General features: G+C 34.4%; 14 protein-coding genes and 1 pseudogene. 4 read left to right on the forward strand and 11 right to left on the reverse strand.

The genetic code is table 11. The features are described from left to right. Nucleotides 1-2 precede the first annotated feature (2 nt). Together EKL96_RS12635 and EKL96_RS12640 are read left to right on the forward strand one after the other, a co-directional pair. On the forward strand, nucleotides 3-845 hold the full coding sequence (locus tag EKL96_RS12635; RefSeq protein ID WP_126462981.1) for a hypothetical protein: 843 nt from the start codon (nucleotides 3-5) through the stop codon (nucleotides 843-845). Between the two features lie 878 nt (nucleotides 846-1723). Further along, the gene (locus tag EKL96_RS12640; protein WP_233579309.1) at nucleotides 1724-2800 is read left to right on the forward strand and encodes a PAS domain-containing sensor histidine kinase; all 1077 of its coding nucleotides are present in this window, start codon (nucleotides 1724-1726) and stop codon (nucleotides 2798-2800) included. 28 nt (nucleotides 2801-2828) lie between these two features. On the opposite strand, the gene EKL96_RS12645 is transcribed toward EKL96_RS12640, so the two are convergent. The 10 genes from EKL96_RS12645 to corA all read right to left on the reverse strand — a co-directional run bounded on the left by EKL96_RS12645 (nucleotide 2829) and on the right by corA (nucleotide 20427). After that, on the reverse strand, nucleotides 2829-4208 hold the full coding sequence (locus tag EKL96_RS12645; protein WP_126462985.1) for a M28 family peptidase: 1380 nt from the start codon (nucleotides 4206-4208) through the stop codon (nucleotides 2829-2831). Nucleotides 4209-4348: 140 nt separating this feature from the next. Continuing rightward, nucleotides 4349-6445, reverse strand: coding sequence for a glycoside hydrolase family 97 protein (locus EKL96_RS12650; protein WP_126462987.1), 2097 nt, complete (start codon nucleotides 6443-6445; stop codon nucleotides 4349-4351). Between the two features lie 141 nt (nucleotides 6446-6586). Further along, complete coding sequence (bglX, locus tag EKL96_RS12655; protein WP_126462989.1) at nucleotides 6587-8887, reverse strand: beta-glucosidase BglX; 2301 nt, start codon at nucleotides 8885-8887, stop codon at nucleotides 6587-6589. Beyond that, nucleotides 8877-9137 (reverse strand): hypothetical protein, encoded by a 261-nt coding sequence (locus tag EKL96_RS14505; protein ID WP_233579310.1) that lies wholly within the window; start codon nucleotides 9135-9137, stop codon nucleotides 8877-8879. Before EKL96_RS14505 ends, bglX begins: the two co-directional genes overlap by 11 nt. Before the next feature lie 3 nt (nucleotides 9138-9140). Then, nucleotides 9141-10529: a glucoamylase family protein gene (locus tag EKL96_RS12665; protein ID WP_126462991.1), complete on the reverse strand. Its 1389-nt coding sequence runs from the start codon at nucleotides 10527-10529 to the stop codon at nucleotides 9141-9143. A 73-nt stretch (nucleotides 10530-10602) separates the two neighbouring features. Further along, nucleotides 10603-11505, reverse strand: a complete 903-nt coding sequence (locus tag EKL96_RS12670) for a LamG-like jellyroll fold domain-containing protein (RefSeq protein ID WP_126462993.1) — start codon at nucleotides 11503-11505, stop codon at nucleotides 10603-10605. Between the two features lie 17 nt (nucleotides 11506-11522). Continuing rightward, the gene (locus EKL96_RS12675; RefSeq protein ID WP_126462995.1) at nucleotides 11523-12977 is read right to left on the reverse strand and encodes a RagB/SusD family nutrient uptake outer membrane protein; all 1455 of its coding nucleotides are present in this window, start codon (nucleotides 12975-12977) and stop codon (nucleotides 11523-11525) included. A 4-nt stretch (nucleotides 12978-12981) separates the two neighbouring features. Beyond that, complete coding sequence (locus EKL96_RS12680) at nucleotides 12982-15990, reverse strand: SusC/RagA family TonB-linked outer membrane protein (RefSeq protein ID WP_126462997.1); 3009 nt, start codon at nucleotides 15988-15990, stop codon at nucleotides 12982-12984. A 239-nt stretch (nucleotides 15991-16229) separates the two neighbouring features. Next, complete coding sequence (locus EKL96_RS12685) at nucleotides 16230-18974, reverse strand: histidine kinase (protein WP_126462999.1); 2745 nt, start codon at nucleotides 18972-18974, stop codon at nucleotides 16230-16232. Between the two features lie 382 nt (nucleotides 18975-19356). Continuing rightward, nucleotides 19357-20427, reverse strand: a complete 1071-nt coding sequence (gene corA, locus EKL96_RS12690) for a magnesium/cobalt transporter CorA (protein ID WP_126463001.1) — start codon at nucleotides 20425-20427, stop codon at nucleotides 19357-19359. Nucleotides 20428-20757: 330 nt separating this feature from the next. Here corA and EKL96_RS12695 point away from each other — a divergent pair, with 330 nt between their 5' ends. Beyond that, nucleotides 20758-23319 (forward strand): zinc-dependent metalloprotease, encoded by a 2562-nt coding sequence (locus EKL96_RS12695; protein ID WP_197037198.1) that lies wholly within the window; start codon nucleotides 20758-20760, stop codon nucleotides 23317-23319. A 172-nt stretch (nucleotides 23320-23491) separates the two neighbouring features. On the opposite strand, the pseudogene EKL96_RS12700 reads toward EKL96_RS12695, so the two are convergent. Continuing rightward, a pseudogene (locus EKL96_RS12700) lies at nucleotides 23492-23694 on the reverse strand (rhodopsin); the annotation flags it as partial. A gap of 160 nt (nucleotides 23695-23854) precedes the next feature. Here EKL96_RS12700 and EKL96_RS14715 point away from each other — a divergent pair. Then, nucleotides 23855-24277, forward strand: coding sequence for a Brp/Blh family beta-carotene 15,15'-dioxygenase (locus tag EKL96_RS14715; protein WP_126463003.1), 423 nt, complete (start codon nucleotides 23855-23857; stop codon nucleotides 24275-24277). Nucleotides 24278-24292: the final 15 nt, after the last annotated feature.

The raw sequence follows: 24292 nt of genomic DNA on the forward strand, positions 1-24292 counted from the left end.
TATTGAAATATCTTTTATATTACGCATCCCTTATTATTTTATTTACCAATAGTATAATTGCACAGGAAATTACAGAAATTCAAACTAAATATACAACTCATAACAAAGGAAAATTTTTCATCTCATGGGGAGGAAACAGAGATACTTACTCCAAGTCGGACATAACCTTTCGAGGTAAAGATTACAATTTTACCTTAGAAAATGTCCAAGCGCAGGACAAACCAAAAGGGTGGCATGTAGATTATATCAATCCAGCAAAAATGACTATTCCTCAAACTAATTTCAGAATGGGGTATTTCATAAGTGACCACTACAGCGTTGCTATAGGTGTAGATCACATGAAATATGTAATGCTACAAGACAAGGCGGTAACGATCAATGGGCATTATCCCAATCCGGGATCTTATGATGAGCTATTAGCCAATAATCAAGTTCTTTTGACAGCAAAATTTCTCAAATATGAACATACCGATGGTTTAAATTATGTGAATACTGCGTTTTCTCGACATGATGATATCTCGTCATTATTCAAAATTAGAAATACGGATAAAATTCAAGTTAATTTAACCGAAGGAGTTGGTTTTGGTCTCTTATATCCAAAAACTAACACCACTTTATTAGGAAAAGATCGTCATGATGATTTTCATGTTTCAGGGTATGGAACTTCTTTGAAAGCAGGATTGAATGTTACTTTTTTTAAACATTTTTATATCCAGGGAGAACTCAAAGGAGGGTATATTAACATGCAAGACATTCGAACTACACAAAGCACCGAAGACAGTGCTTCACAAGATTTTTTCTTTTTTCAGAGAATTATTGCTGTAGGAGGAATATTCAAAATATAAATACTTTACACACAATAAAAAAACGAGGCTGTCTGGATATGACAGCCTTCTTTTGTTTACCAAAATTTTATTTGAATGATCGTGATGTGTTTTGATTTAATTGAAATTGTTTAGCGTATTTCTTTAATTATAAGCCGTTGGGTGCAATTATTCAAAACGTCAGTTCGAGTGTTTTTTGTGTAGTAAAACGGAACAAAACTTCTCAATACGCTTCGCACTCGAAGTGACGTGTATCGAGAACCGTTTTTAATACTAATTTTCTAGTTCTCGATATAATCCCGCCCAAAAGCGGGATCACTCGAACTGACAAAAATTATCATCAAAAATTAATTGCACCCAACGGGTTAATTATAACATATTATTAGCTAAATGTGGTGTACTATTTTCTTCCATAATAATAAAAATTTTATCTATCCAAAACTTGAATGGTAAATACCCTTCAAACTTAATTAAAATCACGTAAAAACACCTATAGCCAGACGAATTACTATTTCTAAATTTGCATGTATAACCTAATTTACATTAAATGAAAAATTCAGCACTAAATTCAGAGGAAAACACTAACCATTTTAATTTTAAAACTATTTTAAAAAAAATTGGATTTTATTTGTTAATTGTGCTTGTTTTTTTTCACTTTAAGTTTTAATTATTTTCTCTTATGATGCTAAGTCGAGACCAGGAGACACCACAACCAATTGTTTCAAAAAATTATTATGCTGCTTTATCAGAAGAAATTCTATCAACTGCAAAATTAGGCAATATATGACTTTTCTTATAATATAATTTTTTATATCAGACAATAAAAATCAAAAAGAGTCTGGACACTGATGCTTTAAAAAAAACTTTTTAGATTAATAAATATAATGAATGTAACAAAGATGAATACTGATTCACATGGGGCATATAACTTTGATAATTTTTTTAATATATCTGCTGATTTTATATGTATTGCGGGATTTGACGGCTATTTTAGAAGAATAAATCCGGCTGTTTCAAAATTATTAGGATTTTCAGAAGAGGAATTGTATGCTAGACCCATCAGTAGTTTTGTGTATGCATCTGACCTTAAAATTACTATTGAAACCAGAGAAAAAGTATATAAAAACAAGCCTCTTTTGAATTTTGAAAATCGGTATTTAACAAAAACCGGGGAAATTATATGGCTGTCCTGGACATCGATGCCTGTCGAGTCCGAAAGATTAGTGTATGCGATTGCCAAAAACATTACCCATAAAAAAAGAATCGAAGAAGAACGCAATTTACTTCTTGCCAATCTTACCCAAATTAATAAGGAGCTCACGGTTTTGTCACATAAAACATCCCATGATTTAAAGTCTCCCATTAACAATATGCTTTCGGTCTTCAGTTTGATAGACAGTACTAAAATTCATGATCCGGAAACACTGGAATTGATCAGCACTCTTAAATTGACCAGTGAAAATTTAAAACAAACTTTAAACGATTCGATTGATGAATTAATTGATAATGAAAACATCAACACTCAAATAGAAAAAATAAACCTAAATGAAGCACTCAACGAAGTCTTGATCTCGATAAATTCTTTAGTCCAAGATTCAAAAGCAGAAATTAATATCGACTTTTCAGCTTTTGAAAATGTAACTTTTAACAAAGCGTACATCAAAAGTATTTTTTTAAATTTATTGACTAATTCGATTAAATATGCAAAACCGGATGCCCCTCCAATTATTACTATACAATCTAAAAAGGTAAATGGAATCAATCAATTAATTTTTTCTGATAATGGGCTGGGTTTTGATTTAGACAAAGTAAAAAACAGGATTTTTGGATTGTATGAAAAATTTCACAGCAACAACGACAGCAACGGTATAGGGCTGTATTTAGTGTACAACTACATCACAAGCTTAGGCGGGCGAATTGCGGTTGAGAGTAAAATAAATGAGGGTGCTACATTCACTATTTCTTTCAAATATTGAATGTAGCACCTTCTAAGATTTTGGTTTTTTAATTGACAATCCCTTGCTGATCCACCAGATAAAGTAAGGAAGCCATAGCCGCTGCTCCTAGTTCCAACTCTCTTTTATTGACAGCATCAAATGTGTCATTAGCGGCATGATGGTAATCAAAATAACGTTGCGAATCCGGTTGCAATCCCACCTTTACGATATGATTGGATTGCAGTGGACCAATATCAACACCGGAATGTCCTTTTACAAATTTGTGGATTAGGTATGGTTCAAATAACGTTGCCCAACTACTGATTTTGTTAAAATTTGCTTCATCAGCATCAATTGAAAATCCTCTTGGGGAAAATCCTCCCGAATCGCTTTCTAAAGCAAAAATATGGTTTTCATTATTTTTATTGGACTGTACTTCATATTCTTTGCCGCCTCGAACTCCGTTTTCTTCGTTCATAAACAATACCACACGCAATGTATTTTTAGGTTTATACCCAATGTTTTTGAAGATATTTAATACCTCCATACTTTGCACACATCCAGCACCATCATCATGAGATCCATCTCCTAAATCCCAGGAATCAAGGTGGCCGCCAACGACCATTATCCTTTCAGGATGTTCAGAACCCGTTATTTCACCAACCACATTGTAGGATAAAACATCATCAAATGTTTCACAAGATTGTTTGAAATAGAATAGCGAATTTGGATTTTGTTTTAAACTTTTGCTCAACAGTTCGGCTCCATTTGTACTAATGGCAGCAGCTGGAATTCGTTGTTCTTTGGAAATTTCTCCATAATTAGTTGCACCGGTATGCGGTAAATCATCCAATCGCAAATTCATGGATCTTACAATTACAGCTAAAGCGCCGAGTTTTCCAGCTTCTCTGGCTCCTGATGATCTTTGGTCAACACAACTCCCATAGGCTTTGAAAGTTTCGATAAATTCAGGATTCATCGCTCTGTTGAAGAAAATGATTTTTCCTTTTACTTTTGCTTCCCCTAATACGGTTAATTCTTCCAGGCTGTTTACTTCAATTATAGTTGCTTGTACTCCTTTTTTTGGAGTGGCCACTGAACCTCCCAGCGCGCAAATGGGGAAATTAATTTTTTGTTTTCCTACTTGTAAATATGCGATTTCTTTTTCGCCACGAACCCATTTTGGCACCATTACTTCCTGGAGATAGACTTTATCTAAACCCAGGGTTTCTAATTGTGCTTTGGTATACAAAACTGCTTTTTCAGCTCCTATAGAACCTGATAATCGGGATCCAATGGTATTGGATAAATGGTCCAGCCAAGGATAACATTTGGCATTGGTTAAGGATAATTTGTAAATTTCTTTTAACATTTGTTCCTCCTTAGCTTGCGCAAAAGCAGTAATTCCACCAAAGAAAAGTGCGGCTAAAACAATTGATTTTTTCATAATAAATTTGGGCTTTTTTGGGTATTCTTCTTTATAATTTTGGTTTTGGTTGCCGTCGCAATTTCGTAATTCTTACTGAATATTTTATGCTAGATTCAAAAAAAATCCTGCAAGTTATATTTTCTTGCAGGATATCCTATTTATTTTATTGGTTCAAAACTGATTGCCGTTCCACCTCCGGGAGCTAAATTCAATTTGATTTTTGATTTGCTGGTTACTGTTATCGTTCTTATTTTATAAGCGATAGGATTCTTTTTCCAATCGGCATCTTTAGCATCTTCATAAATGATGGCTTTGTATTTCATTCCTTTGGTCAGGAAATCTAATTTAATTTCTGATTTTCTGGCATTCTCATCTGTTATTGCACCCAAAAACCAGGTTTCCTTTCCTTTTGTTTTTCGAGCAACCGTAACGTAATCGCCTGGTTCAGCTTCTAAATACTTACTTTCATCCCAATCTGTTTCTACATCTTTGATAAACTGAAAAGCATCCGGGTATTTCTCATAATTTTCTAATAAATCGGCCGCCATTTGCAACGGAGAATACATCGTTACATACAAAGCCAGTTGCTTGGCTAAAGTCGTGTGTACCTGCTCCGTTTTATTTTTATCATAATAACTCATTTTAATTTCAAATATGCCCGGTGTATAATCCATAGGTCCGCCCAGTTGTCTGGTAAACGGCAAAATAGTTTCATGCATAGGTGGATTTCCTACGCTCCAAGCATTGAATTCATTCCCTCGAGCCGCTTCGGCAGCGATATAATTAGGATATGTTCGTCCGTAACCGGTGGGTCTTGATGATTCGTGGGAGTTAATCATAATCTTGTAATCCGCGGCACGTCTAACAACAAAATTGAAATGATTCACCATAGATTGCCCGTCATGAAATTCACCACGCGGAATAATTTTACCCACATAACCGGTTTTTACCGCTGGATATTCGTGTTTTTTCATCAAATCAAAAGCGCGATCCAAGTGTCTTTCATAATTACTGACAGAACCCGATGTTTCATGATGCATGATCATCTGTACATTTTTTGCTTTGGCATAAGCCGAAATTGCAGCAATATCAAAATCCGGATACGGAGTGGTAAAATCAAAAACTTCCTCTTTCCAGTTTCCGTTCCAATCTTCCCAACCTACATTCCAACCTTCAACAAGTACCCCACCGAAACCATTTTTTGCGGCAAAATCAATGTATCTTTTCGTGTTTTCCGTGGTAGCGCCATGTTTTCCTGAAGCTTTTGGGGCATCTGCAAAATTAGTGGCATTTTGAGAACCGGCATAATCCCAAGTTGATTTCCCAACATGCATTTCCCACCAAATTCCAACATATTTCATGGGTTTGATCCAAGACGTATCGTCTAATTTTGACGGTTCATTGAGGTTCAAAATCATTTTAGAAGCCACAATATCTCTGGCATCATCGCTAATCATGATTGTTCTCCAAGGTGACACACAGGGTGTTTGCAAATACGCTTTGTCACCAATAGCGTTAGGAACTAATTCGGCTTTTAATTTGTAATTTGTCACATCAGCATTCAGGTGCATGACCGGATAATTGACAACCGCAGCTTCAAAAATATTGAGATACAAACCTGATGGTGCTTTCATCATCAAAGGTGTTTGAACCATATATTTTCCCGGAATAGATTTTACTCCAATTCCATTATTCATATTGATTTTGCTGTTATCAATTTCAGAAAACTTAGTTTCATTGTATTCGTATTCATTACTGTCAAAATCTCCTGGAATCCAGAATACTTTATTATTTTCGGTCAAATTGAATTGCGTAACCTCATCCGAAATGATGAAATAATTCAACTCCGCTTGTCTTGGAAAATCGTATCTGAAAGCTACACCTTCATCAAAAACTTTAAAAATAATGTTAATTTTCACCTTAGTTTCCTTGTTGATCAGCGAAACATTAAGCTCATTATACTGATTTTGAATACTGGTTTGTTCCCCTAAAACGGGTTTCCAAGATTCACTGAAACTTGAAGTTTTTGAAGTCAGAATTTCAAAATTAGTGTCGAGATCCGGTTTTTCCTTTAATTTTATGCCTAAAAGACTTTCTAAAACAACTGCTTTATTTTTGTAATTTACAGAATATGCCGGTTGACCATTTCCTGCTAATTTAAAATTTAGAGCTATAGTGCCAGATGGAGACTGAACGGTTTGAGCATGTCCAAAACTGAACATAAAGAGTAGAAAAAGAGAAAAGAAATATTTCATTTTGAATGATTTTTTGAATTGATAAAAGTAAATAAAATAGTCGTGTATCACAGTCTCACATGTGCCAAATACCATTATTTTGTTTAAAAAAACCCTTCAGTACAAATACTGAAGGGCCGATCATAAATAAATAAACCAAATCTATTTAATCAACTCAAAACTAACTTTCCGGTCCGTGTTCGAATCTGTTCCTACAAAAACTTGAAAAGTTCCCGGTTCTGCAATAAACTTCAAATCCGAATTATAAAATTTCAATTCTTCTAGGGAAATTTCGAAAGTAACTGTTTGCTTTTCTCCTTTTTTAATTGCTATTTTTTGGAATCCTTTCAATTCTTTTAGCGGTCTTGTAACTGAACCCACTAAATCTCTTATATATAATTGAACGACTTCCTTACCATCAAAATTTCCGGTATTGGTGACATCAACAGTCACATTTAATTTCTCGATGAAACTCATTTTATCTGCTGATATCCTCAAATTCGAATACTCAAAAGTGGTGTAACTCAATCCAAATCCAAAAGGATATAAAGGTTCATTTCTTTCGTCGATATAATTCGATCTGAATTTTTCGAACTTCCCTTCTTTGTTCCCTAAAGGTCTTCCTGTATTTTTTTGGTTGTAATAAATAGGTACCTGCCCTACACTTCTAGGGAAAGTAGCAGTCAATTTTCCCGAAGGATTTTCATCGCCAAACAAAACATCAGCAATTGCACTGCCTGCTTCACTACCGGCAAACCAAGTATTCAAAATAGCAGGAACGGTTTCGTTTTCCTGAACCAAAACCAATGGACGGCCAGTAAATAAAACCAAAACCACCGGTTTTCCCATTTTCAATAAGGCTTGTAATAAGTCTTTTTGCGCTTGTGGAATTTCTAAGTTCGTTCTGCTACTGCTTTCTCCGGACATTTCTGCTGATTCTCCAAGTGCGGCAACAATTACATCCGATTGATTCGCAATTTTCAAGGCTTCCTCCAATAATTCTTCGGTAGTTCTGTCATCGCGATGTAAGGTTTTGCCAAACATAGTTGCTTTTTCCTCGAAAGCGGCATCATAATCCAGATTGCTTCCTTTGGCGTAAAGCACTTTGGTCGAATTCCCAACCACTTCTTTGATTCCTGCCAAAAGTGAAATGGATTTATCCTGATTTGTGGCTACACTCCAGGTTCCAGCCATATTTTCTTTGGCATCAGCCAAGGGTCCGATTAAGGCAATCGTCCCAGACTTTTTCAAAGGAAGCAACTGATTTTGATTTTTTAATAAAACTAAAGATTGAGCAGCTGTTTTTCTGGCTTCGGCTCTGTTGCTTGCTGTAAAAATTTCCTTTTTTGCTCTTTTAGCATCTGTGTAACGATACGGATCATGAAACAATCCCAGATCATATTTGGCATTCAAAATAAGACGCACGGCGTTATCGATTTGTTCGACGCTAACTTTTCCTTCCTCCACTGATTTCTTTAGAGTCGTAAGGAAGCCTTCGCCCACCATATCCATTTCAATCCCAGCATTTAATGCCAAGGCTGAAACCGTTTGCAAATCCCCCATTCCATGATCTATCATTTCCGGAATTCCTGTAAAATCAGTTACTACAAATCCTTTGAAACCCCATTGCTTACGCAACACATCAGTCATTAACCATTTGTTTCCGGTAGCAGGAATCCCGTCTACTTCGTTGAAAGAAGCCATTACAGAACCTACACCCGCATCAACAGCGGCTTTGTAGGGAGGAAAATAATCATTGTACATCCTGATTCGGCTCATGTCAACCGTATTGTAATCCCGTCCAGCGTCTGGTGCTCCATACAGAGCAAAATGTTTCACACAGGCTAAAATGGTATTATTCTTTGACAAATCATCTCCCTGATACCCATTGACCATCGCTTTTGCAACTAGGCTTCCCAAAAATGGATCTTCTCCCGAACCTTCAGAAACTCTTCCCCAACGTGGATCGCGGGAGATATCAACCATAGGCGAAAAAGTCCAGTTGATTCCATCAGCACTGGCTTCTTGTGCTGCAATTTGAGCACTTCGTTCTATCAGTTTCATATCCCATGTACAAGACAATCCAAGCGGAATAGGAAAGGTCGTTTCATACCCGTGAATTACGTCCATTCCAAAAAGCAACGGAATTTTCAATCGGCTTTTTTCGACAGCGATCTTTTGAACTTCATATATTTTTTGAACTGATTTGATGTTGAATAAACCACCCACTTTACCTTCTTCGATATTCTTCGCGACATTGGAACTGTTAGCCGGACCCGTGGTAATATCTCCCGAAGTAGGTAAATTTAATTGCCCTATTTTTTCTTCCAAAGTCATTTTAGAAAGTAACTCTGAAACGAATTCTATTTTCGGTTTAATTTTAACGTTCTTTTTAGTTGTCTTTTTTTGGCTGTAGCCAAAAAGAGAAATTCCAAAAAGTAATATAATAAGTTTAATTTTCATTTTGTCTGTTTTTTGTTTGTTGGAACATCCAATCATAAATTTCTTGGTTGTCATACACGCGCGACCAACTGTCGTGGTTTGCATTATCAAAAATGGTTAATTCCACATTGGAGTTCTTTGGAATGTGCAAAACGTAATTTAGTTCGTAATTTTTAACGACTTCCGTTTTAATTTTCCCCCTCCTCTCAGTTTGAGAAAAAGAATTCCATGACATTAAAAAGGCGAGTATTAAAATTAGACATTTCATCATTCTTTAAAAATTATATTTTGTAGAATTAAAGCCCAATTTTGTCAAACCTGGTTTAATTTCCGGAGCGTTCATAAATAATTTCCATAATAAACCGGAACGGTGATTTTCAATCATAGGTGCAATTGTACCTTGATCAATGGCTAAATATCTTGGCGTTACCCAGTTATAATGCGGGGAAAAAGCATCATAAGGCCCTGCTATTCCAACATATTCTGTTCTTTTTTCATCGTATAAATAATGAAGAAACTTCATGGACTCTACTGGTGTAAAAGGAAACGAAGACAGGGCAGCCGTAGGCGTAATTACCCCTAAATCATTGTTAGGCTGGTGTGCTGAATATCCTGTAGAACCATCACTGTTACGGGAATAACTAGCCGTTAATCCCCAACATTTATCTGAATAACCTTTCCATTGACGTGGATTAGCAATGCAATATTGATTGATGATTTTAGAATGATTTTGGGTCAATGCCCAATAATCGGCATATTGATCCTTCAATGTAGTGGGATCTAATCCTAAATAAGAATATTGCGCCCAGAACAAAGGCCCTACATTTCCTGAAGCTCCGTTATAATTGAAAATCACAGGAATTCCATATTGTGATCCTCCATTTGTAATGCCTCCATTTCTGGCCCAAGCCTGATGATAGGCCTGTTCCGAAATAGGATGCGTAGGAGAAGCAGCACCCAAAACATAGGTAATCAAACATTCGTTGTATCCTTCTAATTTAAAATTCATTTCCCAACCGTATTGCGGAGACCAATGCCAGTAAAGGGCGTTTTCTCCTTTGGTATACCAATCCCATTCTACTCCTTTCCAAAGTGCATCGGCTTTTGCAGCTAATTCTTTTTCTGAGGCAGAACCATTTTTAAAATATTCTCTGATGCTTAATAATCCTTGACAAAGGAAAGATGTCTCTACTAAATCACCTCCATTATCTTTTGTTCCAAATGGAATTACTTTTCCGGTTGAACCATCCATCCAATGGGGCCAAGCACCGTGAAAACGTTCTGCTTTTTCGAGAAAATTCATAGCAGTTGTAAGACGTGAAACTGCTTCTGACCGATTTACAAAACCGCGTTCAATACCTACTATTATTGACATTAACCCAAAACCGGAACCTCCCGTGGTGACAATATTAGCTTCAAAACCAGGATCATTGGTATAATACCGTTCTCTTGCCAGTTTAGAATTAGGCTCTGCATACTCCCAAAAATACTTGATGGCATCTTTTTGAACCTGATCCATAACCTCAATATCCGTCAAAGGAACTGTTGGAGTAACAGGAGTTGTTGGCAATGGAGTTCCAGTACCTCCGTTACTCTCCGGAGTTGAGGAAGAGCAGGAAATAAAAAAACTAATACAAAATAGTAAACTCAGGGAAATCTTCATTTTAATAAAAATAATAGGATTAATAGTTTTAAAATAAACCCCTAGTTTTAGAAATCTAGGGGTTAATAGTCTTTTATCTGTTGTCTTTTTCTAATTTATATAAAGCGACAACTTCATTGTCAGAAAGAGCTGCGTTATAAATTCTAAACTCATCCATTAAACCGGTGTAATTCAACATCCAACCATCTGGAGCGTTCCATGGAGCACCTAAATGTTGCTGGAATCCACCAATAATGAACTTTGAAACATTCGAACTGGCAAGATCACCATAGCCAACACCCCCGCTAAGAGGATCACTTGCATATCGCTTGGCAATTGAAGCAGGTAAATTCAGTTTTTGTCCATCAATGTACATACTGTAAGTAGAACTAACTCCACTGTAAGCCCATACAACATGTTTCCATGTTCCAAACATATTTGTTAGAACATTAGCACCACCATGCTCTATAAACTGCCCAGACCATGCAATACTGGGTGTCACATCTTTTTGAAGATGATTTTTCATTAACATAGTAGTTGCCGGACCAGTACCTTCTATTAATGAGAAAATGTTCCCCCAAAAATCTGTTGTTTTTGGCAACATAAATAATGATTGTGCTCCTCCGGAGTGTGGATTTGTATTGATCCACATAGAAACAGTAATACTTTTTAAATCCACCAAAGAACTTGCCACTGCGCTGTAAGCAATAAAAGAATTTGAAGATCCTTGATATGCCTTTCCTTTGATTCCGTTTCCATAGGTCACATTTTTCCCTACCCCGCCTGTTATTCCATTTTTTGAATCTGTAATACTGTTCTCAAAACTAAATTTGGTAACTAAATTAGCGGCAGCAACGTTATCTGAATTTTCATATCCACCAATTGCCTCGTAAGCAATTGGTGTATTGACTTTATCTATACTATCCTCGTTACAGCTCACAAAAAATTGTGAAGCCAAAACAGAAGCAAATAAGAAAATATATTTATTTTTTTTCATTTTACAGTTCTTTAAAATTAATACCCTGGGTTTTGTGTTGACAATCCGCCTGATTGTATAATAAAAGCTTGTGGCAATGGAAACAATTCATGTTTACCTGCAACGAATGTTTTTCCATGAATAGCAAATGCAGTTACTGCTTGTCCCGTACGCACTAAATCAAAAAATCTATCGTGTTCAAATGCCATTTCAACTCTTCTTTCTTTCCAAATTGCAGTTCTCACATCACTTTGAGATAGAGCAATTGTGTTGCTTAATCCAGCTCTTGCTCTAATTTGGTTCAACAAAGAAATCGCTGCAAGAGTTTGATTCAATTCATTTAGCGCTTCGGCTTTCATTAATATAACTTCGGCATATCTCAAATATTTAATATTCACATCGGTTTCCCAACCATCTGTGAAAGCAGATGAATACGCTTTGTAGTTGTATCTTTCATTTTCAACAGTAACTGGTACAACTCTACCATCATATAAAGTGGTACCTCTAAAAATGATTGTTGCATTTTTTCTACTATCGCCTGTTTCATAAGCATTTACTAAACTTTGGGATGGTGTATTGAAGCCCCAACCCCATCCACCATTACCACGAGCTCCTTGCGTATTGGAATATCCTGAGATTCCTTTGGCAGGAACTGAACCTGTGCCTTGAATTTCAAAAATAGATTCAGCATCATTTTCTCCAGCTAATCTAAACATAGAAGCATAATTTGGAACAATAGCATATCCTGTAATCAAATTACAGTTGTCCACTACTTTCTGCCAGTTTTTTTGGTACAAATTTATTTTTGCCAATAAAGCGTAAGCAGCTCCTTTTGAAGCTCTTCCTTTTTCAGCAGCCGCATATTCGGATTTGTTTGGCAATGCCACAATAGCATCATTCAAATCACTTTCAATATAAGCATACACTTCTGCTCTAGATTTTCGTGTTAATTGCATAATTCTATCTTCATCAGAAGAAGGGTTTGGCAAATGATCAATAATTGGAACACCTCCATAGGTTTTCACTAAAGTGAAATACATAAAGGCTCTCAAAAACTTTGCTTCTCCCATTAATCTGGTACGTAAAGCAGGATTAGCTTTGTCTAATTGAGGAATAATACTTAATGCTTGATTGCATCTGTTAATTCCTTCATAATTAGCTGCAAAAACCTCACTTGTTGATGGCGTTGAGGCATTATAGGTTAAGGCATCCATTAAATCTTTATCGGAACCAGTATCTCCTGGAGACGATCCTTTGTCAGCATCATCAGAGGCAATACTTGACAACCCAATCCAAGAAAAGGAAGTCATGTTCCAATCTAAAAACTTACTGTAGATGGCAGTTACAAAAGTGGCAGCTCCTGCATCATTATTGAATAATTCTATGTCTTTTGTAGAAATAGATTCTGTTTGATCTACCTCTAAATAGTCGTTTGAACATCCCGAGAAAAAGTATGCGGATAGCGCAAAAATTGATATATATATCTTTTTCATTGTATTAAAATTTTAAATTAGCACCAATAACTACTGATCTTAATGTTGGATATCCATCCAACTCAATACCTTGCGTTCCATAAGGATCTCCATTACCATTTAATTCAGGGGAGAAACCTGAGAATTTTTGAGTAATAAGTGGATTTATTGCATTTACATATACTCTACAAGAAGTTAAAAATTCTCCTTTCAAAGGAATTTTGTATCCTAGAGTAATATTATTGATTCTAAAGAAATCCCCCGATTCTAAATAATAAGTTGACGCTACCGGAACTTGATTAAACGGTCCAGGATTTGAGGCAGTAGTATTGTTTACTGTCCAAAAATCTGTTGCCAGTGAATCTTCGATATTTTCTCCTGTAAAACGTTGTGCTTTTTTACCGTTATACACTTTTGCTCCAGAGGTACCGTATCCGTCCACTGAGAAATCAAAGTTTTTATAGTTCATCCCTAAAGTAACTCCGTATGTTGAATTAGGTAAAATAGAACCAACGTACTTTTTATCTGCATTAGCATTTAAAGCATCTTGAGTCACTTTGGCTCCTGCTGCAGTGTAGTATAACATTTTACCATTTGTAGCATCAAAACCCGCATATTCATAAATATAAAAACTACCCAATGGTTTTCCTACAGAAGTATTGTCTAATAGTTTTGTCCATTGTCCATTTCCTAAATCTCCACCTGTAATTGGGGCAAGTGTAGCATCTTTTAAACCTGTCAATTCATTTTTGTTGTTAGAAAAATTTCCTCCAACCCAGTAACTCAAATTATCCGTTAGTTTATCATCCCAACGCAAAGCAATCTCATATCCTTTATTAGAAACTTCTCCCACATGTGCCGGTGAAGAATTGCTGATTCCAGAAGTAATATAAGGTCTTGTGTTTAAAATTACATTTGTAGTCGTTTTATCGTACACATCAAATGATCCTTTCAATCTGTTAGTCAATAATTCAAAATCTAATCCTGCAGAAGTTTCTTCGGTGATTTCCCATGATAAACTTGGATCTACTTGAGAATTGATAGTAGTTCCTTCATTCAATAAGGAACCTCCTAAATAATAAGTAAGACCAGAACTATATGCTTGGTTGTTAAGAGGAACATTTTGGTTTCCTAATTTACCCCAACCTCCTCTTAATTTCAATAAGTCTATCCCTGTTGCATTGGCCATAAATTCTTCTTTAGTAATAACCCATCCTAAACCAAACGCTGGAAAGGTTCCCCAACGGTAATCTTTACCAAAATTTGATGAACCATCCCGTCTGATTGTACCTGAAAATAGGTATCTGTCCATTAATTTGTATTGAAAACGACCAAAATAAGAAGCTATTTTATTTTCATTAAAAACCTCATCTCTGTAATTAACAACTGTTCCTACATAATCAACACCCGCTAGTGACCAGTAATTTGAATTTGCATTTACATTTTTTCTGGCAACAGTCAATTGCTCTCTAGCACCTCTAACCGAGGTCTCGATACCTGCTGTTAGTTCAACATCATGAATTTCTGCAAAAACTTTATTGTAAGTCAGGTAATTAGACAGATTCCAATTGAAATATTGATTTCTACCTTTAGTCAATAAATTAATATTTTTATCCGCTGGATAAATAATACTGCTTAATTGTCCCGGATTATTATTGGATTGCCAAATTGTTTTAGTGTCTTCGAAATTGTAATTTTTCCAAGAATAATATTCCCCGTTAAATTGAGAAGTAAATTTTAATGATTTCAAAATATCATAATCTAATTTCAAACCCCCTTGTAAGGTTATGCTTCTTTGCTCTTCATCAAAATAGTTTAATTGTGCTACAGGATTTCCTACGTTATTAAAAGAAGAACCGGCAGTCCCGGCAAAGCCGTTAGTACCAACATAAGAAACTCCATATTGACCATTTGAAAAACGAACTGGAACGATTGGTGATTGTTTGTAAGCGTTAGTAAAAGCGCTTAATGGTTTTGGAGTAGAATTTGCTGAACCAAAACTGAAATTTTGATTTAAAGTTACTTTTTTAGAAATTTTAATTTCATTATTGTTTCTAAAAGTGGTCCGACTGTAATCCAATCCGTTAAGAATTGCTTTTTCCTGATAATTTCCTAAACTGAAGAAGTATTTAATATTCTCCGTTGCACCAGAAACCGAAACGTTATTTTGAGTATATGAACCTGTTCTGGTAATCGCATCAAACCAATCGGTGTTAACGGGTTGATCTTGTGAAAAAGTAGTGGTTTGCAAAGCAGAATTCGAATAATGAGAGTACTTATTACTTCCTGCCATTTTTACTTTTTTCAAAGGCTCTCTAAAACCTGTGAAGCTTTCAAATTCTACTGTAACTTTGTCTCCTTTGCCTTTTTTGGTTGTAATAATGATTACACCGTTTGCAGCTCTAGTTCCATAAATTGCTAATGCAGAAGCATCTTTTAAAATTTCGTATGAGGTAATGTCATTCGTATTAATGTTATTGATATTCTCCGTAGGCATACCATCTACAAGATATAAAGGAGTACGTCCGCCTAATGCAGTACCCAAACCCCTAATAATTACGGAAGGAGTGCTTCCCGGTAAATCAGAAGAAATTACCTGAACACCCGCAGCTTTACCTTGAATTGCTTGTGAAGCATTGAGTACTTTAGTTTTAGAAATTTCTTCTGCTTTCAGCGAAATTATTGAGGAAGTATTATCAATAATTTTTCGAGTTCCGTACCCTATAACAACGACTTCATCTAATTGTGTATCCTGATCTTCTTGAAGTACAATACGCATCAGGTTTGATGTAGCTACAGTAGAAGTTGGTTCAAAACCTAACATAGAAATTTGTAAAATTTCACCTATTACAGCTCTAATTTCAAAATTCCCATCAAAATCAGTAATTGCATTCGTTTTAGAATCAACTGCAACTATAATACCACCTGGAATTCCGATGCCATTTTTATCTGCTACTTTTCCCTTAATTACTTGTCCAGACATGTATGCCGGTAGTAAAATAAGTGCTAAAAAGCTAAAAATAATATTTCTCATATATTAATAATTTGTTAAAGTTAGTTGAGCCAAATTAGATAATTACAACGTTATAGTTAGTACAACAGAGTTACTACATAAATACATCAAAAAATAAAAGTAGCGAAACAAATCAATGATTGAAAGCTGTTAATAAGGAAAACGGGTATTGCAATAGATGTATATGATGTAGTAATGATGTATTGTGGTTTCTAAAAAAACAATACATTAAATATAGTATCTATAAAAATAGAAGGTATTTATATGTTTAACAAAAATTTAGAAAGGTTTTCTTCCTGATTAAGATTTAATTTTTTTCTTAGGCGATACCGTTGCAACTCAACTCCTCTAAATGAAATGTTCATCATTGGAGCAATTTCTTTAGAAGAAAGATTCATTTTTAAGTAAATACAAAGTTTAATATCCTTAGAGGTAAGGTTGGGATATTTCTTTGCTAGCTTGACAATAAATTCATTGTGAATCTGATTTAGGTTGTTCTCAAAAGTCTCCCATTCATGTTTATTCACGGCATTTATTTTTATGGTTTTTTTGATGTCACTTTTTAGTTTATTAAAGTCCGATTCAGAGTCTAAAATACCTTGAATACGTTCTATCATTTCACTTTGCTTTGCTATAGAAAGTGACTTACCGGCAACCTCAGATGACTTTGTTTGCAATTCAAGTTCCAAAATGTGCTTTTCATATTCTTGAATATTCAACTTGTTTTGGGCTTTTAATTCCATTTCCAGAATTTTATTTTGATGTTTTAACTCCTCATCACGAAACTCTAATTTTTGAACATATCGTATTTTATTCCACTTATAATATAGGTATAATATTGTGCTTATCACAATAAGATACAACGAGATCATCCAAAAAGAAAAATACCAAGGCTTAGCCACAATGAATTGAAAATTAGAAATTGTAGTGTAATTCAGTCCATCATTCCCGTAAATAGTAACACTATGGTCGCCACTACTAAGGTTATTCAAAACAATCAATCCCTCCTTGATAGGTATAAAACGAGACGTGTTAGTGGTTTTATAAAATAAATTTGGCTTTGCCGCTCCAAATTTTCCAGATATTACATGTATCTTCAACTCTGAATTATAATTTATCCGCGATTTATTGTGAATCAAACTATCTTCACTAAAAGCTTCTATTTTTATATTCGTATTTTGTTTTTTTTCTTGTTTTAACTGAAGTGAAATAAAACCATCGTCAAGATTTAATAAATAACTTTCTTTATTTTTAAAAATTTTCAAATTGTCATTGATAATCTTTCCTGAGTAATATTTTTCCTGAATAACATTCCAGACAAATTTATTTGCATTGGCATAAATATGATACAAAAGACCACTCTGAAGTACTATAAAATGATTTTCGTCAATAGTGGCAATATTAGAAATATTTTTGAAATTAGAATTGAATAATTTATCTTTCTCGAGTTGATTCGTGATTGAATTATAGGTATACCAAGACTTATTTATCAGAAAAAGAATTTCATTTCGGAATTCAAATATTTTCACACCAAAATCATTACTAATTTTGCTGCGTTGAGTAATATTTTCAATCGCAGTAGTTTCATAGGCATCATTATACAGAATGCGGTACAAACCTCTGTTGTTATCGGCTGCCCATATTTCATTTTTCCTATTTTGAGCTACATATTTAATTGGTTTTACTAATCCTTTTATACTTTTCTTTTGATTCAAATCATCAATATCATTATAAATAATTACGCCGCTATATGTTGCTTGCAAATACGAATTATTGATACTGCTTTTTGCTACATTCCACCCCCCGTGTACAGCACTTAATTTATAGAACAATCCTTTCTCGTAAACAAAAGTGCCTTCGTTGTGACCTATCAGGTATTTGTTATTAATTTTACTGATATTCCATGCCTGCCCTTCAGTATTGGGAACTATAGAAAATTGATTGCCTTCTAATTTAAAAATACCATGATTGGACGCCATCAGATAACCTTTGTCAATAGTAGCGACAGAATATACAGAGCCTAAAACGCCCGAGTTATCATAGAAAATAGATATTGGCGAATTGACCTCAACATGGGCAATTCCATTATCCAAGCCAAGCCATAAATCATTTTCTTTGTCCAACCCCATACTCAAAATCGAGTTGTTCATCAGGACATTATTTCTATTAATGTTTTTATAAGAATTGGTTTTTAAATCAAACAGATAAACCCCTTTACTGGCAGTTCCAATAACTAATTTATTGTTTTTTATAAACGCAGCTGCATTGATATTAGCCGTTTTCAAAATAGTGTTTAAAGGGTTTTTCCAAGTACTCAAAACGCCTTTATCATCAATGTAAACCCCATTTTTTTTAGTAAAAATATAGGTTTTGTTTTGGAACTTTCCTATAGCATGAATCACATTATTTTCTAATATAGACCATCTTTGAATTTTTTCAAAAGTGGAATTATTCATTTTATAGATTCCGTTTTCTACTGAAGCAACGAGCAACTGATCGTCTACTACGAAACAATAAGAAATCAAAAAAGAGAACTTTTCCTTCTTGATTGCTTTTCCATCATACAGAAAAATCCCATTAAATGATTGAAAATAAATTTTTCCTTTGAACTTAAATATCTTCCAAATTTCTTCATTATCACTATCTTCGAAAACCTTCGTTTTATCAGAAAGTGAGACATACAACATCTTCCCTTTTTTTCTGTACCAATACCCAAATTCTTTATAAGAACCCGAATAAATCCTGTCACCATCTACCAGTATCGAACGGATAATCGTTTTGTTGGGCAGTGTGTATTTCTCCCATTTCACACCATCATATCGCAACAAATAATAATTATTAGCAAAGTACATTGCGTCATCATTTCCTTGGGCTACATTCCAAATCTGGTTGTCGCCTTTATAATCTGATTTGTTATAATTTTCCACAAAAGGAAGTAGCTCCTGAGCAAAAAGTTGGGATGAAATTAAAGATAAAAGGATTATTATTGTAATTTTTACTTTCAAAACGCGGCATTTTTATCTCCAAATATAGATAGATTTCTTAAATAAAAGGCATAAAAAAAGCGTCTGAATACAGACACTTTTTTGTGAACGGCGAATTTTCTTAATTCTTCAATAATTCAAATACCTGATTGGCCAATGACTGTTTCTATGTGATTGTCAATCCACCTTCTTCGAAATCCTCAACAATGGCCTGAAATAACCCCCTTTTGCAGTTTTACCAATCAATATGCTCATCAAGCCCAAGTTATAATTTACTTCCCGCTATTTTGTTCCGTTGTTGCAATATAAATGGCTTTACTCATTTTTTGATATTTGTATTAATTCCAAAACAAATTGGAGGTCATATTGTTATTTAATATTTTTTTGTAATACCCTTTTTATATTAAAACCACTGGCGTTTTTTAAAATATATAATCATCCCTATTACGATCAAAAACATAGCACCCATAACGGTATGATAGCCATATTGGTATTTAAGTTCCGGTAAATTTTCAAAATTCATTCCATACACACCTACAATAAATGTAAGCGGAATAAAGATTGCTGAAACAATAGTCAGTGTTTTCATAATCTCATTCATCTTATGTGTTTGTGCCGAGAAAAAAAAATTAGAAGCACTTTCTAATGACCCCATATCCGATTCTATTTGTTCTAAAAGTTCCAGGCTCTTTTGATGCAATCGTGCAAAAAAGCTAAAATTCTCTTTTTCTATCGCATTAAATACATTATCATCTTTGATGCTCTTTATATTGTACAAAGAATCTCGAAGCGGAACTATAGAGCGCTTCAAAAAATTGAAATTATCCCTGTGTTTTTCAATTTTTTCTAAGATAATTGGGTTGGTACTTTGTTTTGAAAGGTTGATGAGTTCCTCTACTTTATCTTCTTCGTTTTCTATGGTGATGTAAAAATTTTCCATAATGGCATCTAAAAGAATGTACAACAAGTAATCCGTTCTTTTGCTTCTTACAATGCCGGAATGCGTCCGAAGACGTTCGCGAATATGCGTAAAAAAGTCACTACGCTTTTCCTGAAAGGAAATTAAGATCCCATCTTTGATCAAAAAACTAATCTGCTCTACACTTATATTATCAGAATTTCCTGTCGGAAGTAATGATTTTATATTAAAAAACAAAACATCTGACAATTCTTCAACTTTAGTTCTTCGTGTAGTATTTAAAATATCAGCTAAAATGAAGGTATCTATTTTGAAATAATTCCCAATAGATTTTATGTATTCAATATTACTTAGACCGTGTAGATTAAGCCAATTATTTTTTTGCAGATCAATATATTTATCAAAATCCGAAACTTTAAAATCATCATACTCTGACAGCATTAAATCATCAAAAACAAACAATTGTATTTCCGATTTATAGTCCTTATGAATCCCGGTATATTCTAAATTGTTGGGTTGTAGTTTTCTACTTTTCTTATATTTAATTTTTCTCATACAGCGTCATTTGTATCGTAATATTACGAAAATATTTTAAAAAAAAATCACTCCTCACTACTTTTACAGCTGCTGAAAAGGAAAAAAATATTTTTGATTTATTCATTATAAAACAAAGATAAGGCGAAAAAACACATCCATTCATGAGAAAAAACATATTGTGATATTAAAAAATCTTATTATTTAATAAATGTTAATTATTCGATTTTTGTACATTATTGGTCTGTTTTTAAAAATATATCAATAGATTTGGATTTCGATTGTAAAAAAGAAAAAAAAACTACTTATTTACAAAAGCTAATCCTTAACCTTTATAAAACATTTAACTAAATGCTAAAAAAAAAACTAACCCTAATTATTGTATGTCTGCTGTTTTTTTCCGTCCAGGGAACATTTGCCCAAAGTAAGAAAAAGAAAAAAGCAGATAAAAATGCCGTTACAGCAGTTGACACCAAAGTAGCTGATGCCAAAAAAGAACCTAAACCCTATAAAAAAGTAATTGATACTAGTGCCGTTACTCAAAAAGGATTAATTGATGTTCATAAAATAGACAATAAGTATCTTTTTGAAATTCCTGATTCTCTATTAGGGAGTGAAATGATGACCATAACCCGATATTCTAAGACTCCTGCCGGAGGAGGAATTTTTGGCGGAGAAGAAATCAACAGACAAGTCGTTCGTTGGGAAAAAGGACTGAACAACAATATATTGTTGAGATCAATCACTTATGTCATTATGTCTCCAGATGAAGATAAACCAATGGCTAAAGCAGTTAAAAACTCCACTTCGGATCCAATTATTGGTAATTATGATGTACTTGCATACAAAAAAGATGATTCCGGAAAAATAACGGGCTATGTTGTCGATTTATCTACAACATTCGATGCTGATGTTCAAACTTTTTCATTAGATCCAATTAAGAAACAATTATTAAACATTCAAACATTTCAAAAAGACAAATCATTTATTTCAAAAATAAGTAGTTTTCCTATCAATACTGAAATAAGAAGTGTAAAAACATTTACCACTACACCACCAAAAATCAATACAACACCAACGCCAAAAATTGGAGTTGATTTACCTTCGGCTCTAGATGCTGGTGTACTCACTGTGGAAATAAATACATCCATGATTTTATTGCCAAAAACTCCCATGCGCAAAAGAGAATTTGATGCACGTGTAGGATATTTTGCCAATCAATACGGTGTTTTTGAGGAAGAATCCCAAAAGTCCGACACCAAAGTATTTGCTGTCAGATGGCGTTTAGAACCTAAATCTGCCGAAGATGCTCAAAAACAAAAAAATGGAGAATTGATAGAGCCTTTGAAACCTATTGTATATTACATTGACCCGGCTACACCAGAAAAATGGAAAAAATTCATCAAACAAGGAATTGATGATTGGCAAATTGCCTTTGAAAATGCAGGTTGGAAAAATGCCATTCGTGGAGAATATTGGCCAGAGAACGATCCAACTATGAGTTTAGAAGATGCTCGTTTTTCTGTATTGAGATATTTCGCTGCTGAAATTCAAAACGCGTATGGACCAAATGTTCATGATCCAAGAAGTGGTGAGATTCTGGAGAGCCACATTGGTTGGTACCACAATATCATGAGTCTTTTGAGAAATTGGTATTTGATTCAAACTGCGGCTGTAGATCCGGCGGCTAGAGCTAAGAAATTTGACGATAAATTAATGGGAGAACTCATTCGTTTCGTGTCTTCGCATGAAGTAGGACATACATTAGGCTTGCGCCACAATATGGGAGCCAGCTCTGCCACTCCTGTTGAAAAACTAAGAGATAAAGACTACCAAGAGCAAAACGGACATACTTCATCTATAATGGATTATGCGCGTTTTAATTATGTTGCACAACCAGAAGATGGTGTGACTAGTTTATTTCCTAGAATTGGAGACTATGACAAATGGGCTATTAAGTGGGGATACTCTTACTTTGAAGACACGAAAACGGAAGCAGAAGAGAAAGCTTTTTTGAATGAAATGACTAAGGAAGCCTACAAGAACCGTCGTTTATGGTTTGGGTCTGAAACCAGTCCCTATGATCCAAGATATCAAACGGAAGATATTGGTGACAATGCTATGAGAGCCTCTGAATATGGTATTAAAAATCTAAAAAGAATTTTACCCAATTTACTAGAATGGTCTAAAGAAGATGGTGAAAGTTATACTGAACTGGACGAACTTTATGGCGCACTTACCGGTCAGTTTAGAAGGTATATGGGTCATGTAACTAAAAATGTAGGTGGAATATATGATAGTCCAAAAACGTATGACATGACTGGCAATCAATTTGAAGTAGTACCAAAAAGCATCCAGAAAGATGCTGTAGCATTCTTGAATACCCAGTTATTCACCACGCCAAAATGGTTGTTGAATCAAGATATTCTTTCAAAAATTAACCCGGAAAATGGTGTCGAAGCAATCAAAGGAATGCAGGATGCCACCTTAAACAGCTTATTAGCCGGAGACCGAATGGTACGCCTTTTAGAAACCTCCTCGGTGAGTAAAGACAACTATTCTGTAGATGAATTAATAACCGATTTGAACAAAGGAATTTTCTCTGAACTGAAAAATAAAAATTCTATTGACATCTACCGCAGAAACATCCAAAAATTGTATGTAGACAAGATGATTGAATTACTAAAACCAGGTACGGCAAGCGTTAGATCTGTTCCGGTAGGAGTTACTTATGGTTTCACCACCAGAAAAGTCAATCTGGCGCAAACGGATTTACCATCTATTGCTAGAGGTCAACTGAATAGTTTAAAAAATGAATTGAAATTATCTACTTCTAGAATGTCAGATCGAATGAGCAAATACCATGTTCTCGATTTAATTTCCAGAATAGGAGAAGCTTTAGATCCTAAATAATAAATTAAAAAGGGAAAATGTTCAAACAACATTTTCCCTTTTTTTGTTAAATGTGACTTTAATGTAATGTATCTTGTAGAAACGCACGGCAGTACGTCTATACGTGATAAATAACAATAATGATAGAATTAAATACCCGACTTATTTAAAAAATAGGTCGGGTTTTTTGTTTCATGTATCCTAATGGATATATTGACCAGCCTACAAGTACAAACCAGCACAATATTCTGTGTGCTTTTTGAATTTCTCCACCTGTAGCAACAGCTAATTTTGAAGCTTCTCCTAACCTGATTTCATACACAATTCAAAATAAGCAAGTCCGAAAATGAAGTCCCATAGCGCTACACAATCGGTAAATACAACCTCGCCAAAGTACTATTCCAATTCTCTTATGGATTCTTTATTTTAGTGTTGCTGTTTACTTTTCACTCTGAGGAGGTACAAAACATTATATTAAACATCACAAAAATCAGTATTCCTATTCTATACATTTGGCTATCCTTACAGATTTCAGGTGCCTTATTTATAGCTATCAGTGTTTATTTGTATTGGAAATCAAAAAAAACGCCTAGAACTCTTTTATTTAGTACTATTTGCTATCCTTTTTAAATTCTCGAGTCTGATCTGGGGTTTTGCCATTTATTTTGTCTTGTGGCACAGTATTCCTTCTATAATTAACCAAATAAAGTTTTCAAATGGTTCTTGTTTCGTAAGCAATTTTATTGCATATTGCCCTGTAGCAGGCGTTTATTGGTTGGTTTCACTAGTAGAAATGGCACTTTTGTATTTTACATTTAAAGAAGAACAACTATTCAATACTTTATTTTTTTCTTTTTTGGCTGCCATAACATTTCCTCATACTTTAGTTATTACAAGAATATTTCGTGGTAAAAAGGAGAATAAAATTAAAATCAATGTCCATAAAAAAACCGTTCACCAAAGGCGAACGGTTTTCTAAATCAATAATAGAGAC

Origin of the sequence: Flavobacterium sp. LS1R10 (assembly GCF_003968825.1) — a bacterium.
Classification (GTDB): domain Bacteria; phylum Bacteroidota; class Bacteroidia; order Flavobacteriales; family Flavobacteriaceae; genus Flavobacterium.

What these genes read in the sequence shown, in the direction of transcription:
- EKL96_RS12640 (WP_233579309.1), top strand. Translation starts at nt 1,724, where the DNA reads ATGAATACTGATTCACATGGGGCATATAACTTTGATAATTTTTTTAAT.
- EKL96_RS12695 (WP_197037198.1), top strand. Translation starts at nt 20,758, where the DNA reads ATGCTAAAAAAAAAACTAACCCTAATTATTGTATGTCTGCTGTTTTTT.
- EKL96_RS12680 (WP_126462997.1), bottom strand. Translation starts at nt 15,990, where the DNA reads ATGAGAAATATTATTTTTAGCTTTTTAGCACTTATTTTACTACCGGCA.
- EKL96_RS12645 (WP_126462985.1), bottom strand. Translation starts at nt 4,208, where the DNA reads ATGAAAAAATCAATTGTTTTAGCCGCACTTTTCTTTGGTGGAATTACT.
- EKL96_RS12675 (WP_126462995.1), bottom strand. Translation starts at nt 12,977, where the DNA reads ATGAAAAAGATATATATATCAATTTTTGCGCTATCCGCATACTTTTTC.
- EKL96_RS12650 (WP_126462987.1), bottom strand. Translation starts at nt 6,445, where the DNA reads ATGAAATATTTCTTTTCTCTTTTTCTACTCTTTATGTTCAGTTTTGGA.
- bglX (WP_126462989.1), bottom strand. Translation starts at nt 8,887, where the DNA reads ATGAAAATTAAACTTATTATATTACTTTTTGGAATTTCTCTTTTTGGC.
- EKL96_RS12665 (WP_126462991.1), bottom strand. Translation starts at nt 10,529, where the DNA reads ATGAAGATTTCCCTGAGTTTACTATTTTGTATTAGTTTTTTTATTTCC.
- corA (WP_126463001.1), bottom strand. Translation starts at nt 20,427, where the DNA reads ATGAGAAAAATTAAATATAAGAAAAGTAGAAAACTACAACCCAACAAT.
- EKL96_RS14505 (WP_233579310.1), bottom strand. Translation starts at nt 9,137, where the DNA reads ATGATGAAATGTCTAATTTTAATACTCGCCTTTTTAATGTCATGGAAT.
- EKL96_RS12670 (WP_126462993.1), bottom strand. Translation starts at nt 11,505, where the DNA reads ATGAAAAAAAATAAATATATTTTCTTATTTGCTTCTGTTTTGGCTTCA.